Below are 15674 nucleotides of genomic sequence, written 5' to 3'. Positions count from 1 at the left end.
GTTGTAGTTTGCTGGGGCATCTTTTAGCCGATTGGGCGATCCCGATCCAGCGGCGATGACGGATTATGCCTCAAGTCCGGTGAATCACGGCGATCAAGGAGCGTAGCGACATGCAGGTAATTCAATTCAAGGGCGTACGCCTGTGGCTGCTGCTGATGCTTGGCAGCCTGCTGGCCGGTTGCGGGATCAACAACATCCCCAACTACGACGAGCAGGTAAAGGCCGCCTGGGCTCAGGTGCAGAACCAGTACCAGCGCCGCGCCGACCTGATTCCCAACCTGGTCGAAACGGTCAAAGGCTACGCCAGGCAGGAGCAGGAAACCCTGACCGCGGTCATAGAAGCCCGGGCCAAGGCGACCTCGATCCAGGTCGATGCCAGTACGCTGGACGATCCACAAAAGTTGCAACAATTTCAGCAGGCGCAGTCGCAGCTGACCGGGGCCTTGAGCCGCTTGATGGTGGTGTCCGAGCGTTACCCGGACCTCAAGTCGAACCAGAACTTCCTGGCCTTGCAGTCGCAACTGGAAGGCACCGAGAACCGCATCGCCGTGGCGCGCAAGGATTTCATCGCCGCCGTGCAGCGCTACAACACCGAGATTCGCACCTTTCCCGGGCGCCTCTGGCACAGCGTAATGTACAGCGACCTGCCGATCCGCGAGAACTTCGAGGCCACCAGCGCCGATGCCGAAAAAGCGCCTGAAGTGAAATTCTGATGCGCCTGTTCAAGCTTGCGCTGCTGCTAGCGCTGCTGATCGCTACGCCGCTGCGCGCCGAGCTCAGCTTCCCGGCGCTGAGCGGGCGGGTGGTGGACAACGCCGGCCTGCTCGACGGTGCCAGCCGCAGCCAGCTCGACAACATGCTCAAGGCCCATGAGCAGGGCACCGGCGAACAGGTCGTGGTGGTGACCCTGGCCGACCTGCAGGGGCAGAGCATCGAAGACTACGGCTACCAGCTCGGCCGTCACTGGGGCATTGGCCAGAAAGGCAAGGACAACGGCGCGCTGTTGATCGTCGCCCCCCAGGAGCGCAAGCTGCGCATCGAAGTCGGCTATGGCCTGGAAGAGCGCCTGACCGATGCGCAGTCGTCGGTGATCATCAACCGCATCATCACCCCGGCGTTTCGTCGTGGCGAGTACAGTCAGGGCATCGTCCAGGGCACGGCGGCGATACTCCAGGTGCTGGGCGGCAACCCCTTGGCCGAGCCTTCGCGGGCGCTGGGCAACGATGGCCAGGACGGTGCGCCGGCCTGGGGCATCGGTTTGTTCATCCTGCTGATCCTGGTGGTGTTCGCCCTGCAGTCGCTGGGCCTTGGCGGCAGCGGGCGCGGCGGCATGGGCGGCGGTTTCGGCGGTGGCTACGGCGGCGGTGGTTTTGGCGGCGGCGGTGGCGGAGGGGGCTTCAGCGGTGGCGGGGGCAGCTTCGGCGGCGGTGGGTCGTCGGGGGGCTGGTAAATGAACAACAACGGGTAGCGCAGCGCATGACTTTGCTCACTGAACAACAACAGCGCCAGGTCGCTGAAGCCATTGCCCGGGTCGAGCGGCATACCGATGCCGAACTGGTCACGGTGCTGGCCAGCCGCGCCGACGACTATGCCTATATCCCCTTGCTGTGGGCCAGCCTGCTGGCCCTGGTGGTGCCGGGCGTCGTCCATTACCTCAGCGGCTGGATGAGCGTGCACAGTTTGCTGATCGTGCAGTGGCTGACCTTTATTGCCTTGTGCCTGCTGTTTCGCATCCCGTCGCTGACCACCCGCCTGATTCCGCGCTCGGTGCGCCACTGGCGCGCGGCGAACCTGGCCCGCCGGCAGTTTCTCGAACAGAACCTGCACCACACCGTGGGTGGCACCGGCATGCTGATCTTTGTCAGCGAGGCCGAGCGCTATGTCGAGATTCTCGTCGATGAAGGCATCTCCCGGCACCTGGACAACAAGGTCTGGGACGCGATCGTCAAGCGCTTTACCGCACAGGTGCGCCAGGGCCAGACGCTGCAGGGGTTCGTCAGTTGCATCGAGGCCTGCGGCGAGCTGCTGCGCACCCATGTGCCGCAGACTCACGAGCGCAACGAGCTGCCCAACCGCCTGGTGGTGCTCGGTTAGCCGCGGCGGCATCGGTCGACAAAAGCTGTGCAGGGAAAGCGCATCCACGTAAAATTCCCGGCACTGCGCATCCCTGCGCCCCCTCCGCAACCCGAGGCACCCTTTCCCGATGTCCGATTCCCCCACCGCCCAGGCCGCGCCGGATGCGCGTGCGCAGTTTCTGAGCCTGCTCGCCACCAGCCTGGAACAGAACGCCCTGATCAAGCTGGTGCTGGCGCGCCATGTCGGCAACGAAGAAACCCTGCAGCGCATCATCGCCAAGCCGCTGACAGTCAAGGGCCAGGCTTGCGTGTCGTTCGTCTACCGCTACAAGACCCGCGACATCACCCGCAACCTGGGCAACGATGAAGCCCTGGCGCTGGTCGATGAGCTGCTGCCGGCGTCGTTTCGCAACGCCCATCTGCTCAGCCTCAGCGACGAAGCGCAGCTGGAATTCAGCAAGAAGGGCAAGCCGATGCTCCATCGCAGCGCCGTGCAGCAGGCGCGCCAGGCGCCGGCCGGGGAGCATGACCGCGAGAAAAAGCGCTACCTGGAGCTGAGCCGGCCGTTCTTGCACGACCTGGGCGTGACCGACAAGCAGCAGGCGCTGATCCCGGCGATGTCGCGCAAGTGGAAGCAGATCAACAAGTTCATCGAAGTGTTTTCCCATGCCCTGAATTCGGCGCCGCTGGCCGCCGACCAGACGCTGCGGGTGGCCGACTTCGGCTCGGGCAAGGGCTACCTGACTTTCGCCATCCACGATTACCTGCGCAATACCCTGCAGCGCGAGGCGCAGGTTACCGGCGTCGAACTGCGCGCGGACATGGTCGAGCTGTGCAACGCCGCGGCCTCGCGCCTGGAGCACCCGGGCCTGGTGTTCGAATGCGGTGACGTGCGCAGTGTGGTGCCCAGCGCCATCGAGGTGATGATCGCCTTGCATGCCTGCGATATCGCCACCGATTACGCGATTCATACCGGCATTCGTTGCGGCGCAGCGATCATCATGTGCTCGCCGTGCTGCCACAAGCAGATCCGCCCGCAACTGCACAGCCCAGGCTTGCTCAAGCCGATGCTGCAGTACGGATTGCACCTGGGCCAGCAGGCCGAGATGCTCACCGACAGCTTGCGCGCCTTGTACCTGGAAGCCTGCGGTTACGAAACCAAGGTTTTCGAGTTCATTTCCCTGGAGCACACCAACAAGAACAAGATGATCCTGGCGGTCAAGCGCCAGGCACCGGTTGAGGCTTCAGCATTGTTGGAGAAGATCCAGCAGCTCAAGGACTTCTACGGGGTCAAGGAGCATTGCCTGGAGACCTTGTTGCGCGCCGATGGCTTGATTCCTGCCTGAATCATCGGGACGCCTTGACTTGACCCGCGATCGCGTCAGCCCAGGCCCCGCACAGGCGCAGGCTGCACCCGTGTCTTGCGCCCCAGCACCACCGTGGCAATCACCCCGGCGGCAAACAGCCAGGTAATCGGCTCGACCTGCTCGCCAAAGAACAGCGCCGAAAAGGCGATGGTGAAGAAGATCTGCAGCAGCTGGATCTGGCTTACCCGGGCAATGCCGCCCAAGGCCAGCCCGGCGTACCAGGCAAAGAAGCCGATGAACTGCGAGAACAGCGACACATAGCCGAACGCCCACCAGGCCTTGGCACTTACCGGCCCCTGGTGCTGCAAGGCCAGGTAGATCACCGGCCCGAGCAACAGCGGCGCCGACAGCACCAGCGCCCAGCAGATCACCTGCCAACCGCCCATTTCTCGCGCCAGCCGGCCGCCTTCGGCATACCCCAGGCCGCCCACGGCAATCGCCGCGAGCATCAGCAGGTCGCCGGCCTGGATCTGCCCGGCGCCCATGATCATCGCGTAGGCCAGCACCAGCGCACTGCCCAGCGCGGCGCAGGCCCAGAAGGCTTTCGATGGCCGCTCATGGGACAACCAGGCGGCGTACACCGCCACGCATAAAGGCTGCAGGCCGTTGACCAGTGCTCCGTGGGACGCCGGCACGCTTTGCATGGCCCAGGCCGAGAACACCGGAAAGCCGAGGATCACCCCCAGCGCCACCAGGCTCAGGCCCTTGATCTGCGCCCAGGTTGGCCATTTTTCCCGGCGCCAGAGCAGCAGCGCCGCAGCCGGGATCGCCGCCAGCAAGGCCCGCCCCAGGCCGTTGAGCAAGGGGTGTAGCTCCTGTACGACGATGCGCGTCATGGGCAGGGTCAGGCTGAAAATAATCACACCGAGAAGGCCAAGGGCCATCCCGGTGTTTTCGCGGCTGGACATACGGAGCGCCTGTGGCAGATAAGTGCTTTCATTGAGCCACAGGGCGGACGGATGATCTTGTTACAGTTGCTGACAAGTTCATCCGTACAGTTGCCTCAGAAGAAGCGGGTGATGCTGACCTTGGCGTTCCGGCCCTGGCTGTAGGCGTACTCGCCACTGAGCTCGGAGCGGTAGTCCTTGTTGAACAGGTTGTCCACCGTCAGGTTCACCTCGGTGCCTTTCAGGTAAGGCTGCTGCGGCTTCCAGTTGGCGAACAGGCCATGGATCTGATAGTCGTCGTTGGCATAGTGGTCGTAATAGCGATCACCCAGGGCGCTGGCCGGGCCTTCGCGGTAGTTGTCGCTCGGCAGGCGGTCGGTCTTGCGCACGAACTGCGCCTGCCAGCCGACCTTGGCGTCCCAGCTGGGGATCTTCACACCCAGGGTGGTGATCCATTTCGGTGCCGGAATGTCCTTGGCCCAGACGTCCGGCCCCCAAGGGTTGGTGTAGGCGCCTTCATGGCGGCCGGTCATCCACGAGTAGGACACCGAACCGAACAGGTAGGTCGAGTCGTAGAAGCTTTCGACCTCGAAGCCCTTGATGGTCACACCCTTGAGGTTGCGGTAGTTGGACATCAGGCCTTTACCGCAGGCGTCGGAGATGCTTTCGCCCTTGGCCAGCTGTGCTTCGCAGCCGATGCCGGTGGCCTTGAAGATCTCGTCCTTGATCTCGTTACGAAACAGCGTGGTGCGGATCTGCATGCTGTCGTCAGCGGTGAAGACGTTGGCAAAGTCGGTGACGTTACCGGCACGCAGGGCGGTGATGCGTTCCGGGTCGAGGTTGCGGCTGCTGGCGGTGCGGCTGCCGATGCCCTGGACTTCGTATTGCTCATCAAGCACCGGAGCGCGCCAGGTCTTGCTGTAGTCGGCAAAGAAGGCGGTGTTGGCGGTGGCTTTCCAGAACACTGACAGGCGTGGCGACCAACCGGTGTAGGTTTTTTCGCTGTAGTCGTGGCCATTCTCGGCAACGTTGTAGTACGGCGCCTGGTTCGGCTTGCCCTTGTTGGCAACATGGTCGTAGCGCAGCGACGGGGTGATGGTCACGTCACCGAGGGTGATGGCGTCCTGGATGAAATAGCCCTGGCTGTCGACGGTGCCGCTGGGCATGAAGTACGGCTGGTAGTGGCCGTTGTTGTACTTGGGAATCTCGTAGCTTTTGCCGGGCATCCACATCTGTGTGTCACGGTCGTGGTGGCGGATCTGAAAGCCGCTGGTGAAGGCGTGCTCCAGCGGGCCGGTGGTAAACAGGCTGGTGTTGCGCACATCGAGCATCTGGTCCTGGTATTCGGTGTCCATCTTGCGCCCGCCGGTGGACGGCTGGAAGAACGCCGTGGCATCGCGCTCGTCGGTCTGCTTGGTGTCGGACTCGGAGTATTTGACCTGCAGGTCGATCAGCGGGTTGTTCACCGGCTGGTACTTGTAGGTGGTCGACCAGGTGGTGTCGGTGGTCGTGCGATTGGCCAGGAAGCGCTTGAGGGCATCCTTGTAGCCGAACCTGTTGATGTCCGACTGGGTCGGCGGCGTCGGGTAGGCGGTGGAAGAGAACGGCGCCCAGCGCTCACTTTCCGAGCGCGACCAGGAGAAGCCCAGGCTGTGCTCGTCGGTAAAGTGCATGTTGGCCTTGAGCAGCGCGCCGTCCAGGTCCAGGGCACTGTTGGGCAGGCGCTGGGGGTTGATCGGGTAGCGGCCCTCGGGGTCGGGCAGGGTACCGGCCAGTTTCATGTCATCGCCGTCACGCTTGGTCAGGTACACCAGGGCGTCCATGCGGCCATCGTCGGTGCGACCGAACAATGCCGAGCTGTAGACCTGCTGGTGGTCGTTGCTGGCATAACCATACTTGAGCATGGCGCCGCTGTTGCGACCTTCCTGGAGCAGGTCGGGGGCGTCCTTGGTGGTCATGTTGACGCTGCCGCCGAAGCCGCCGTTGCCGGTGTAGATCGAGTGCGGGCCCTTTTCTACTTCGATGTTCTTGATCAGCTCCGGCTCGATGAAGATGGTGCCTTGCTGATAGCGCTCAAAGCCGCTCTTGGTCGCGCCGTCGACGGTCATCGGCACGTCTTCGGCATCGCCCAGGCCCCAGATGTTGATGGTCTGGCCGCCGGGCTTGGCCGAACCGCCCATGTTCACCCCGGGCAGGGTCGCGAGCACGCTGGGGATGTTGCTCGGCTGATAGCGGTCGATGTCTTCCTGGGTCAGGGTCGAGCGGCCGACGGTGCTCGGGTCGACCTGCTGGCCGTTACCCACCACGCTCACCGCGCCAAGCTGGATGCTGTTGTCGGCGGTAGCATCGTTGTCTTCACGCAGGCGCACCACATAGGTGTTGCCGACCTTGACCAGGGCAAAGCGGCTGTTGTGCAGCAACTGGCTGATTGCTTCGAGCGGTTCGTAAGCACCTTGCAGGGCCGGAGCCTGGACGCTGTTGAGCAAGGATTCGTCAAACAGCAGCTGCAGCTTGGCCTGCTGCGCCAGCTGGCTCAGCGACGTCGCCAGCGGCTGCGCCGGCAGGTTCAGTTGCACCGGTGCGGCCTGGGCCTGCAGGCTCAGGGCCAGGCACGCGGCCAGCAGCGAAGGACGAACAGACAACGGCTTGAAAGGAGCAAACGCACGCAAGATAAAACCCCCCAATACGGCAACAAAGGCCAGAAAAGGCCTGCAGTGATTACGCAGACGGGAGGAAGACGCAGGGCTGCGGAAAACCCTCACATGCGAATGAAAAATATTCTCAAATTATTGTTTGCGTTCGATCCGCACCCGACCGTCGGCAAGGTTCACCGCCTTGATCGGCAGCAGCACTGGCAGCGCAGTGAGCAGGGCGTCAGGGTCGTTGACGTCGAGATTGCCCGAGACCTTGTAGCGGCCCAACGAGGGATCGGCGAGCAGCACCGGTGCCGTACGGTAGAGCGACAGTTCGTCGATCAGGCTGGCCAGTTCGCGGTTGCGAAAACTCACGTGGCCGCTGCGCCAGTCGGCGATTTCTGCTGCGCTCAGGTTGTGCACGTTGAGGCTGCCGCGGGCCAGGTCATAAACCGCTCGCTGGCCGGCGCTCAGTAGCAGCGGCGGGCGATTCTCGCCGGGGGTTTCCAGCGCTACCTGGCCGTGGGCGACGCTGAGCACCAGCTCCTGCTGGCCACGGCGCAGGTCGAAACCGGTACCCACCACGCGTACCCGGGCGTTGCCGGCATCGACGAACAGCGGCCGCTCCTTGTCGGGCGCCACTTCGATGTACAACTGGCCCTGGTCGAGGCGAATCAGCCGGCGTTCGTTGTCAAAACTCAGGCTCAGCCGGGTGTGGGCGTTGATGTCCAGCTGGCTGCCATCGGGCAGGGCCAGGTGTTGTGGGCGTTCGCTCTGCGCGGCCAGCTGTTGCTGGTGATGGCGGTTCGGCAGGCCCAGGTTGGCCGCCAGCAGCGCACACACCAGCCCGGCGGCGATGGCCAGGGCCGGGCGCCAGCGCAACGGTTGGCGGCTGGGCAGGGCGACCGGTTTGTTCAGGCTCTTGAGCGCAGCCAGGTCGTCCCAGAGCTGTTCGAACTGGGCATAGGCGCGGGCATGCTCGGGGTTTTGCAGCCACTGGGCGAAGGCCTTGCGGGCTGCGCGCGAGTTGTCGTTGCGGTTACGGGTAAACCAGCTGGCCGCCTGGGCATCGATGCTGCGCTTATCGATTTCAGGAGTGGGGGTCATTCTGGCTGCTCCATGCCGTTGTCACTGTCCAGGCGATGCTTGCAATGCAGCAGGGCCGCGGCGATGTGCTTTTCCACCATGCTTACGGAAATGCCCATGCGCGTGCTGATCTGCGCCTGCGTCAAACCTTCGAAGCGGTGCAGCATAAGGGCTTCGCGGCGGCGCGGCGAGAGTTCGGCGAGGACAAGTTTCAATTGTTCCAGGCGTTGTTGCTGCTGGGCATGCTTGAGCGGGTCGCTGGCGGTGCCGGCCGGTGTCTGTTCGCTGGCCTGGGCATCCTCGTCGAGCACGCTGTGGCGCACCTTCTGCCGACGCCAGTGATCGCTGAGCAGGTTGCGCGCCATCTGGAACAGAAACGCCCGTGGTTGCTCGACCCGCGCCCGGTCGCGATAGCCCAGCCACTGGGTGAACACGTCCTGGGTCATGTCTGCCGCATCGTTGGCATTGTCCATGCGCTTGCGCAAAAAATGCAGGATGTCGGCATAGAACCCGCGGCAGGTGTCGTGGGCAAAAGGGTCGGGTTTGGGGCGCGGCATGCAAGCTTTCCAGGACGGACCGGAGAGAAAGGTTGCGAATGGTATCGAGAATAATTGTTATTTACCATGCCTGTTTTTGTCGCCGCTCAATGCCGCTTGCGGATCGGCACCGGCACCGGCACTTCCAGCCCGGGCGCTCCCAGCGGGTGGCTGCTGGCATCGAAGAAGTGCAATTGCAGCGTGGGCATATCGGCAAAGCGCTGCACGTAGTGCTGCTTCTGGCTGATGATCGAGGCTGCGCTTAACGGCCGGATGGCGATGGTCAGGTGCGCCGGGCGTGCTTGCTTGATCGCCTCCAGCAGGTGGCGGTCGGTGCTGTCCAGGTGCTGGCCGAAAATGCACAGGCCGCCTTGATGGCCGGCCAGTTCACCAAGCGCCCAGCTTAAGTAATCGGAACTGCGGATGGCCTTGAGCTTGTCGTCGCTGCTGCTTTCGTTGACGAACAGCGGCACATCACCGGGGGTGTTGACGGCAAAGCCGTCGAGCAACTGGCCGTCGCTGGCGCTGCGCTGGCGGGTGCTGCCGTCCTGCTGCTTGAGCAGGTGCAGGCCGCCGTGCAGGTACAGCAGGCGCGTGCCCGGGCCGCGAGTGCGGCGGATATCGAAGTTGCCGTCTTCGTCGAACAACTGCTGGAAACCTTCCGGCTTCTGGCTGGCGGCCCAATGGCAGATCAGGTCGTAGTTGCTGGAGTAGACGCTCTGGTAGTTGCCCAGCTCGCGGTTGATCTGTTGCAAGGTCTGGCTTGGCAGCATGCGCCAGGGGATGTGCACGCTGCGGATGGCGTGGATCAGCGCTTCCTTGATCGCGTAGTAGCGGTTCAACGGCGCCGAGGAACTGATCGCCAGCGCGGCGTTGATCCGCACCGTGGTGTTCAGGGCACTGAGCACCGGTTCGAACAGCTCGCTGCCCAGCGACTTGAACAGCGCCTGATCGCTCAGGTTCAGGGGCTTGTGCCGCACCCGCTGGGCCTCCTCGAACAGCGAGAAGTAGCTGAACGGCCGCCACAGTGCACGGCTGGCGCCATTGCCCAGCAGCAGGCCGCTGCAGGGGTGACTGGCGTTCAGGTCTGGCCAGTGGTTGAGGCTGGCGTCGAGGTCGGCGTGGGGCATCGGGCATCTCTGTGGCAGGGCAGGCAATCGCCGGCGACTTTAGCATGCAACCGGTCTGTCATCAGCGTTGGCGACTATGCTGGATTCGCTGCGCAGCAAAGGAAGCCTGAAGATGTTCAAAACCGTTAAACATGTATGTTGCCTGGCGCTATTGCCGCTGGCGGCGCTGGCCGAGGCCGGGCCGGGCACTGAATTGGCCAGGGCGCAGGGCATTGCCTACCCGGCGGTGATCGCCCATCGCGGCGCCTCGTATGATGCACCGGAGTCCACGGCGCCGGCCTACCGGCTGGCACGGGAGCTGGGCGCCGATTACCTGGAGCTGGACCTGCAACGCTCCAGCGACGGCGTGCTGGTTGCTGTGCATGACGATAACCTGCTGCGCACCAGCGACGTGGCCGAGCGCTTTCCCGAACGCCAGGACCAGCCGGTGAGTGCCTTCACCCTGGCCGAGCTGAAATCCCTGGACGTCGGCAGCTGGTTCAACAAGGCCTACCCCGAACGTGCCCGGGCAAGCTTCAAGGGTTTGAAAATCCAGACCCTCGATGAAGTCATGGACATCGCTGCGGCCAACCCGCAACGCCAGCCCGGCTTGTACATCGAAACCAAGGTGCCGAACCTGTTTCCCGGTATCGAAGCCGACCTGAACAAAGCCCTGCAGGCCCGTGGCTGGCTCGAGCGGCCGGGCAGGGTGGTGCTGCAGAGCTTTGACCGCAACAGCCTGGCGCTGCTGCACCAGCACATGCCCCAGGTGCCCAAGGTGCTGTTGCTGTGGATCGGCAAGGGCAGCATCGAGCCCGCCTCGCAGCAGACCTTCGCCGAATCCGGTGAAACCGACAAGGCCGCCTTCTATGCCCGTCAGCAACCCCGGGACAAGGCCGAGTTCGTGCGCTGGCTGGATTACGCCAAGGCCGCCGGCGCCATCGGCACCGGACCGTCGGCGGCGCTGGCCGGGGGCGGCGCGCAGAGTTACGCCGACCTGGTGCAGCCGTGGATGAACCAGCTCAGCCACGACAAGGGCCTGCTGGTGCACGTGTACACCGTCGATGAACCGGTGGATTTTCGCCAGGTGCTGGAGGCGGGTGTGGACGGCATCTTCAGCAACCGCAGCGGCCAGCTGCTGCGCTATCTGGGCCGCCCCAGTGCCCGCAGCGAGGCGCAGATCCTGCGTGCCGAGGGCTACTGAGAGGCTGGCTGGCGCCGCGCGGCTGCCGTAGACTTCGCGCCTTGCACGGACTTTCAGGACACTGCCCCGATGACCTTTTCGCTGCTGCTCGCGGTAATCGCTTCCGGTTTTATCTACGGTATTACCCCGGGCCCCGGCGTGCTGGCGGTGCTCGGCATTGGCGCCACCCGCGGGCGCCGCGCCGGCGCGGGGTTTCTTTGCGGGCACTTGCTCGGCGATGTGCTGTGGTGCAGTACCGCATTGGTGGCGATCGTCGGTGCCCGGCAAATCGGCAGTTCGGTGTTCGACATCCTCGGTGTGATCAGCGGCCTGTACCTGTTCTGGCTGGGCATGCGCGCCTTGCGCAGCCGCCCGGGCAGTGGCGACGGCGAGCAGGGGCCGGTGCGCAAGCCGTTCTGGCATGGCGTGGTATTTGGCCTGACCAACCCCAAGGCCTACCCGGTGGCGGTGGCGACGTTCACCGCCTTGCTCTCGAGCCGCGCCGAAGCGCTGGACTGGTCGATGCTGCCAGCCTTGATCGCCCTGAGCTTTGTTGGCGGCTTGCTGGCCTACCTGATTCTGATCGGCGTGGTCGGTGCCCGTCATGTGCGCACCCTGTACACCCGCTACGAGCTGTGGATCACCCGCGCCTGCGGGGTGATGTTCATTGGCTTTGCCGTCAATGCCCTGGCCCACGCCTTGCCGGGGCTGCTGCCGCGCAACAGCTGAGGGCTGGCAGAAGGCCGCACAGGTATGTGAGAATGATATGAATTCCTATTCATGTTCATCTTCCACGCCGGACCTTCATGACTTCGCTCTCCATGCCCTGGACCGCCGCTGCTCCGGCCCTGCAGGCGGTCGTCGACGATCTGCTGGCCAATTACAGCGACCTGCGCCGTTACCTGTGTGGCCGTCTGCGCAACCCGGATGATGCCGCCGACATTGCCCAGTCAAGCTTTGCCCAGGCTTACGCCCATGCTCTGAACGCGCCAGTGGTCAACGCCCGGGCGTTACTGTTCCAGGCCGCGCGCAATCTGTGCATTGATCAGTACCGGCGGCGCAGCAACGAGCTGGCGGCGCTGGAAGACTGGCTGACCCGCGTCGATGTGCTGAGCCCCAGCGTCGAAGACATCATCATCGCCCGCGAGCAGCTGCAGCAATTGATCGAGCGTATCGAGCGCATGCCGCGCCTGCGCCGCGAGGTGTTCGTCCGTGTGCGTCTGCACGGCCAGCCCCATCGCCAGGTATGTGCTGAACTTGAGCTGTCGGCCAAGGCCGTAGAGCTGCACATCGCCCGGGCGGTGTTCGATTTGTCCGAGCTGAGCCTGGCGGCACGGCATGTCTGAGTCGTCGCCGGTTTCTCCACGCAAGGTGCAGCAAGCCCTGACCTACCTGGCCGCGCTGAACAGCGACGACCCGCAGCGGGTGCAGCAGACACGTGGCCAGCTGGAGCGTTGGCGCGGCAAAAGCAGTGAGCACGAACGGGCCTGGCAAGAGGCCGAACAACGCTGGCAACTGGTGCATCGGCTGACCCCGCAACTGCGCACGGCAGTAACCCCGGAGCCGGTTAATCTCAGTCGTCGGCGTCTGCTGCGCCAGGGCGGCGGCTTGCTGGTGGCGGTGGCCGGGGCCAGTTGGCTGGGCTGGTTGTGGCGGCGTGCGCCGCAGTTCGATCGCCTGCTGCAAACCGTGCATGCCGAGCCGCCGCGGCAGGAGATTCTGCCCGATGGCAGCCAATTGTTGCTGGCGGCCGAAACCAGCTTGCGCATCGAGTACAGCAACGGCTTGCGCCAGGTGCGCCTGCTGCAGGGCAATGTCTATTTCGATGTGGCGCGCGAGCGCTTGCGACCGTTTCTGATCAGCACCCGCCTGGGCGAGGTGGAAGTGCTGGGCACGGCCTTCAGCGTCAGCGATCGCGGTGGCGAGATTCAGGTCGCGGTGGCTCGCGGGCGGGTCGAGGTGCGTGGCCTGCGTGAGGGCTCGCAGGTGTTGCAGGCGGGTGAGCGCATCAACCTCGACGCATACGGGCGCCTGCTCGCGCGCAGGGCTGATGCGCATGCTGCAGCGAGTCTTGAGCATTGGCAGCGGGGCTGGTGGTCGTTTACCGATACGCCGCTGGCCGAGGTAATCGCCGAGGTCAACGCCTATGCCCTGCAACCGGTGACCCTCGCGGCTAGCGCCGCCCAGTTGCACCTGACCGGTAGCTTCCCCAGCAACCAGCCGGAAATGCTCCTGCAGGCGCTGCCGAAAATCCTCCCGGTGAGCCTGGTCAACCAGGGGCAGCAGCGCACCCTGCAACGGCGCTGAAAATAATTTTGAGGGGTAACGCCGAGGTGGCCCGTCTTCATCGCTGAACCCACCTCTGCAAGGACAGATCATGTCGCTTCCCCATGCCCGCCCGGCACACCCTGTGGCTTTTCCCGGCACCCTGCGTCGATTGGCGCTGGCCTGTGCCCTGGGCAGCGCCAGCCTGTTGCCGTTGAGCGCGGCCCATGCCGGCGCTCTGGCCGCCGATGCGCAGGCCTTGAGCCTGAACCTGCCGGGCCAGTCCCTGGAAGCCGCGGTGCATGCCCTGGCCCGCGAAGCCGGGGTGGCCATCGCCGCCGACAGCCAGTTGCTGGCTGGCCGTAGTGCCCCGGCCTTGCAGGGTCGGTTCACCTTGCAGCAGGCCTTGCAGCGCTTGCTGGCCAACAGTGGCCTGGTGGCCAGCGAAGAGAACGGCGTGATCATTCTGCGCAGCCTCGACAGCGATGGCGCCCTGACCCTTGGCGAGCTGAACATCAACGCCAACAGCAACGCCAACGGCATCCCCGAGACCTACAGCGGTGGCCAGGTCGCCCGTGGCGCGCGGCTGGGCATGCTGGGCAATCGCGAGGTGATGGAGACGCCGTTCAACGTCACCGCCTACACCGCCCAGCACATGGAAAACCAGCAAAGCGGCACGGTTGGCGCGGTGCTGCGCAACGACCCGTCGATCCGCTTCAGTACCGGCGAAGGCCACGCCTACGAGAACTTCATGATTCGTGGCTACTCCCTCGATTCCACCGAGCTTGCGCTGAACGGCCTGTACGGCCTGGCCCCGGACGGCCACGTGGCGACCGAGTTTCTGGAACGTGTCGAGGTGCTCAAGGGGCCCGGTGCCTTGCTCAACGGCATGGCGCCCAACGGTGGTGTCGGCGGGGTGATCAACCTGGTGCCCAAGCGCGCCGGCGAAGCACCGTTGACGCGCCTGACCAGCAGCTACGTGTCCGACGGTTATGTCGCCAACCATATCGACCTGGGCCGGCGCCTGGGCGATGAGCAGCGTTTCGGCATCCGCTTCAACGGCGTTTACGGCAGCGGCGAAACCGGTGTCGACCAGCAGTCCAAGGACCGCACCCTGGCGTCGCTGGGCATGGACTATCGCGGCGATGGCTGGAAGCTCGAGCTGGACGCTTACGAAAGCCATGAAAAGCTCGAAGACGGCAGCCCGATGATGGCCGGCTTCAGCAAACTGGGGCATGTCACCAAGGCGCCGAAACCGGACACCAACATCCTCGACGGCATCTACGCCAAGCAAGTCAGCAAGGCCGTGGTGCTGCGCGGCGAATACGACCTCAACGATGACTGGACCGCCTACGCCAGCGTCGGCAGCGCCCGCACCCGCTACAAGGGCTTTCTCAATGGCACCCGGGTGATCGTCACCGGCGCCAACGGCGATGCCAGCGGCGAGACCTACAACCAGGCCGGCTACACCCACAGCCTGTCCACCGAAGCCGGGGTACGTGGCAACTTCGTCACCGGCCCGGTGAACCACCAGGTGGTGTTGAGCACCACCTTGCTGCACCAGGACATCGGCCGCGCCGCCACCGTCACCAGCAAGAAATACGTGACCAACATCTACCACCCGGGCAAGCCGATCATTGCCGGCGATATCGGCTCCAGCGACAAGACCGGCGACAACACCCTGTCCAGCTTCGCCGTCGCCGACACCCTGGGCTTTATCGACGACAAGGTGCTGCTGACCCTGGGCGTGCGTTCGCAACGGGTGCGGCAGAAGATGAGCAACCCGGCCTACGACGAACGCGCCCTGACCCCGGCCCTGGGCCTGGTGCTCAAGCCCTGGGACGCGCCGGTGTCGCTGTACGCCAACTACATCGAAGGCTTGACCCAGGGCGGCATGGTCACCGACCTTGCCGCTGCCAACTACGGCGAGCAGTTCGCCCCGTACAAGGCCAAGCAGATGGAGGCCGGGGTCAAGTGGGACCTGGGCGACTTCACCCACACCCTCAGCGTGTTCCAGATCGAGAAGCCGAGCATGCTTCTGGACCGCGCCAGCAACCGTTACACCGACGATGGCGAGCAGCGTAACCGTGGCGTGGAATGGAACCTGTTCGGCTCGCTGACCCCGAGTGTGCGCCTGCTCGGTGGCGTCACCTACACCCGCGCCGAACTGACCCGCACCGCTGGCGGCAGCTTTGACGGCAACACCGCCCGTGGCGTGCCGGCCTGGTCGGCCAACCTCGGCGCCGAGTGGGACACCCCCTGGATCGAGGGCCTGACCCTGACCGCGCTGGGCATCCACAGCAGCTCGCAATACCTCGATAGCGCCAACGACCTGAAGATCCCGCAATGGACCCGCTATGACCTCGGCGGTCGCTACAGCACGCGTATCCTCAGCAAGGACGTGGTGCTGCGCGCAAGCCTGGAGAACGTCGAGAACCGCGCCTACTGGGCCGGAGTGTTCAACGACGGTTACGCCACGGTCAGCGAGCCGCGCACGCTGAAACTCTCCGCCAGCATCGATTTCTGAGGTGAC

The 15674-nt window shown here is 64.4% G+C and carries 14 protein-coding genes; 9 read left to right on the top strand and 5 right to left on the bottom strand.

Features of this window, described 5'->3' with window-relative positions; translation table 11 throughout:
• Nucleotides 1-110: 110 nt before the first annotated feature.
• The 4 genes from LOY22_RS21310 (at nt 111) to LOY22_RS21295 (ending at nt 3421) form a co-directional block, all read left to right on the top strand.
• Nucleotides 111-713: a LemA family protein gene (locus LOY22_RS21310; protein ID WP_045197554.1), complete on the top strand. Its 603-nt coding sequence runs from the start codon at nt 111-113 to the stop codon at nt 711-713.
• The gene (locus tag LOY22_RS21305; RefSeq protein ID WP_093379987.1) at nt 713-1450 is read left to right on the top strand and encodes a YgcG family protein; all 738 of its coding nucleotides are present in this window, start codon (nt 713-715) and stop codon (nt 1448-1450) included. The genes LOY22_RS21310 and LOY22_RS21305 overlap by 1 nt, the downstream gene beginning before the upstream one ends.
• 26 nt (nt 1451-1476) lie before the next feature.
• Complete coding sequence (locus LOY22_RS21300) at nt 1477-2094, top strand: TPM domain-containing protein (RefSeq protein ID WP_093379990.1); 618 nt, start codon at nt 1477-1479, stop codon at nt 2092-2094.
• Between the two features lie 109 nt (nt 2095-2203).
• On the top strand, nt 2204-3421 hold the full coding sequence (locus LOY22_RS21295) for an SAM-dependent methyltransferase (protein ID WP_093379993.1): 1218 nt from the start codon (nt 2204-2206) through the stop codon (nt 3419-3421).
• 35 nt (nt 3422-3456) lie between these two features.
• Here the strand turns inward: LOY22_RS21295 and LOY22_RS21290 are convergent, their stop codons facing one another.
• The 5 genes from LOY22_RS21290 to LOY22_RS21270 form a co-directional block, all read right to left on the bottom strand.
• A complete protein-coding gene (locus LOY22_RS21290; protein WP_045197562.1) occupies nt 3457-4350 on the bottom strand; it encodes a DMT family transporter in 894 nt (297 codons plus the stop codon).
• 95 nt (nt 4351-4445) lie between these two features.
• Complete coding sequence (locus LOY22_RS21285) at nt 4446-7001, bottom strand: TonB-dependent hemoglobin/transferrin/lactoferrin family receptor (RefSeq protein ID WP_371128669.1); 2556 nt, start codon at nt 6999-7001, stop codon at nt 4446-4448.
• A 114-nt stretch (nt 7002-7115) separates the two neighbouring features.
• Nucleotides 7116-8069 carry a FecR domain-containing protein gene (locus LOY22_RS21280; RefSeq protein ID WP_258594715.1) on the bottom strand — a complete coding sequence of 318 codons (954 nt, stop codon included), beginning with the start codon at nt 8067-8069 and terminating at the stop codon, nt 7116-7118.
• Nucleotides 8066-8605, bottom strand: coding sequence for an RNA polymerase sigma factor (locus LOY22_RS21275; RefSeq protein WP_093379999.1), 540 nt, complete (start codon nt 8603-8605; stop codon nt 8066-8068). The genes LOY22_RS21280 and LOY22_RS21275 overlap by 4 nt, the downstream gene beginning before the upstream one ends.
• Before the next feature lie 86 nt (nt 8606-8691).
• Nucleotides 8692-9714 (bottom strand): DUF4917 family protein, encoded by a 1023-nt coding sequence (locus tag LOY22_RS21270; RefSeq protein WP_093380001.1) that lies wholly within the window; start codon nt 9712-9714, stop codon nt 8692-8694.
• A 112-nt stretch (nt 9715-9826) separates the two neighbouring features.
• Between LOY22_RS21270 and LOY22_RS21265 the strand changes: the two genes are divergently transcribed.
• The 5 genes from LOY22_RS21265 (at nt 9827) to LOY22_RS21245 (ending at nt 15668) form a co-directional block, all read left to right on the top strand.
• Entirely contained in the window at nt 9827-10897 is a 1071-nt protein-coding gene (locus LOY22_RS21265; protein WP_258594712.1) for a glycerophosphodiester phosphodiesterase, read from the top strand.
• A 69-nt stretch (nt 10898-10966) separates the two neighbouring features.
• A complete protein-coding gene (locus LOY22_RS21260; RefSeq protein WP_045197570.1) occupies nt 10967-11605 on the top strand; it encodes a LysE family translocator in 639 nt (212 codons plus the stop codon).
• A gap of 77 nt (nt 11606-11682) precedes the next feature.
• Nucleotides 11683-12222 carry an RNA polymerase sigma factor gene (locus LOY22_RS21255; protein ID WP_093380004.1) on the top strand — a complete coding sequence of 180 codons (540 nt, stop codon included), beginning with the start codon at nt 11683-11685 and terminating at the stop codon, nt 12220-12222.
• Nucleotides 12215-13183 (top strand): FecR domain-containing protein, encoded by a 969-nt coding sequence (locus LOY22_RS21250; RefSeq protein ID WP_093380007.1) that lies wholly within the window; start codon nt 12215-12217, stop codon nt 13181-13183. The genes LOY22_RS21255 and LOY22_RS21250 overlap by 8 nt, the downstream gene beginning before the upstream one ends.
• Nucleotides 13184-13253: 70 nt before the next feature.
• Complete coding sequence (locus tag LOY22_RS21245) at nt 13254-15668, top strand: TonB-dependent receptor (protein ID WP_258594708.1); 2415 nt, start codon at nt 13254-13256, stop codon at nt 15666-15668.
• Nucleotides 15669-15674: the final 6 nt, after the last annotated feature.

The sequence above is a fragment of the Pseudomonas sp. B21-035 genome, from assembly GCF_024748945.1.
GTDB lineage: Bacteria > Pseudomonadota > Gammaproteobacteria > Pseudomonadales > Pseudomonadaceae > Aquipseudomonas.
The sequence above is the reverse complement of the archived record's forward strand: the minus strand, read 5'-3'. Positions and strand labels throughout refer to the sequence as shown.

What these genes read in the sequence shown, in the direction of transcription:
- LOY22_RS21295 (WP_093379993.1), top strand. Translation starts at nt 2,204, where the DNA reads ATGTCCGATTCCCCCACCGCCCAGGCCGCGCCGGATGCGCGTGCGCAG.
- LOY22_RS21275 (WP_093379999.1), bottom strand. Translation starts at nt 8,605, where the DNA reads ATGCCGCGCCCCAAACCCGACCCTTTTGCCCACGACACCTGCCGCGGG.
- LOY22_RS21270 (WP_093380001.1), bottom strand. Translation starts at nt 9,714, where the DNA reads ATGCCCCACGCCGACCTCGACGCCAGCCTCAACCACTGGCCAGACCTG.
- LOY22_RS21245 (WP_258594708.1), top strand. Translation starts at nt 13,254, where the DNA reads ATGTCGCTTCCCCATGCCCGCCCGGCACACCCTGTGGCTTTTCCCGGC.
- LOY22_RS21305 (WP_093379987.1), top strand. Translation starts at nt 713, where the DNA reads ATGCGCCTGTTCAAGCTTGCGCTGCTGCTAGCGCTGCTGATCGCTACG.
- LOY22_RS21290 (WP_045197562.1), bottom strand. Translation starts at nt 4,350, where the DNA reads ATGTCCAGCCGCGAAAACACCGGGATGGCCCTTGGCCTTCTCGGTGTG.
- LOY22_RS21260 (WP_045197570.1), top strand. Translation starts at nt 10,967, where the DNA reads ATGACCTTTTCGCTGCTGCTCGCGGTAATCGCTTCCGGTTTTATCTAC.
- LOY22_RS21265 (WP_258594712.1), top strand. Translation starts at nt 9,827, where the DNA reads ATGTTCAAAACCGTTAAACATGTATGTTGCCTGGCGCTATTGCCGCTG.
- LOY22_RS21250 (WP_093380007.1), top strand. Translation starts at nt 12,215, where the DNA reads ATGTCTGAGTCGTCGCCGGTTTCTCCACGCAAGGTGCAGCAAGCCCTG.
- LOY22_RS21310 (WP_045197554.1), top strand. Translation starts at nt 111, where the DNA reads ATGCAGGTAATTCAATTCAAGGGCGTACGCCTGTGGCTGCTGCTGATG.
- LOY22_RS21255 (WP_093380004.1), top strand. Translation starts at nt 11,683, where the DNA reads ATGACTTCGCTCTCCATGCCCTGGACCGCCGCTGCTCCGGCCCTGCAG.
- LOY22_RS21300 (WP_093379990.1), top strand. Translation starts at nt 1,477, where the DNA reads ATGACTTTGCTCACTGAACAACAACAGCGCCAGGTCGCTGAAGCCATT.
- LOY22_RS21280 (WP_258594715.1), bottom strand. Translation starts at nt 8,069, where the DNA reads ATGACCCCCACTCCTGAAATCGATAAGCGCAGCATCGATGCCCAGGCG.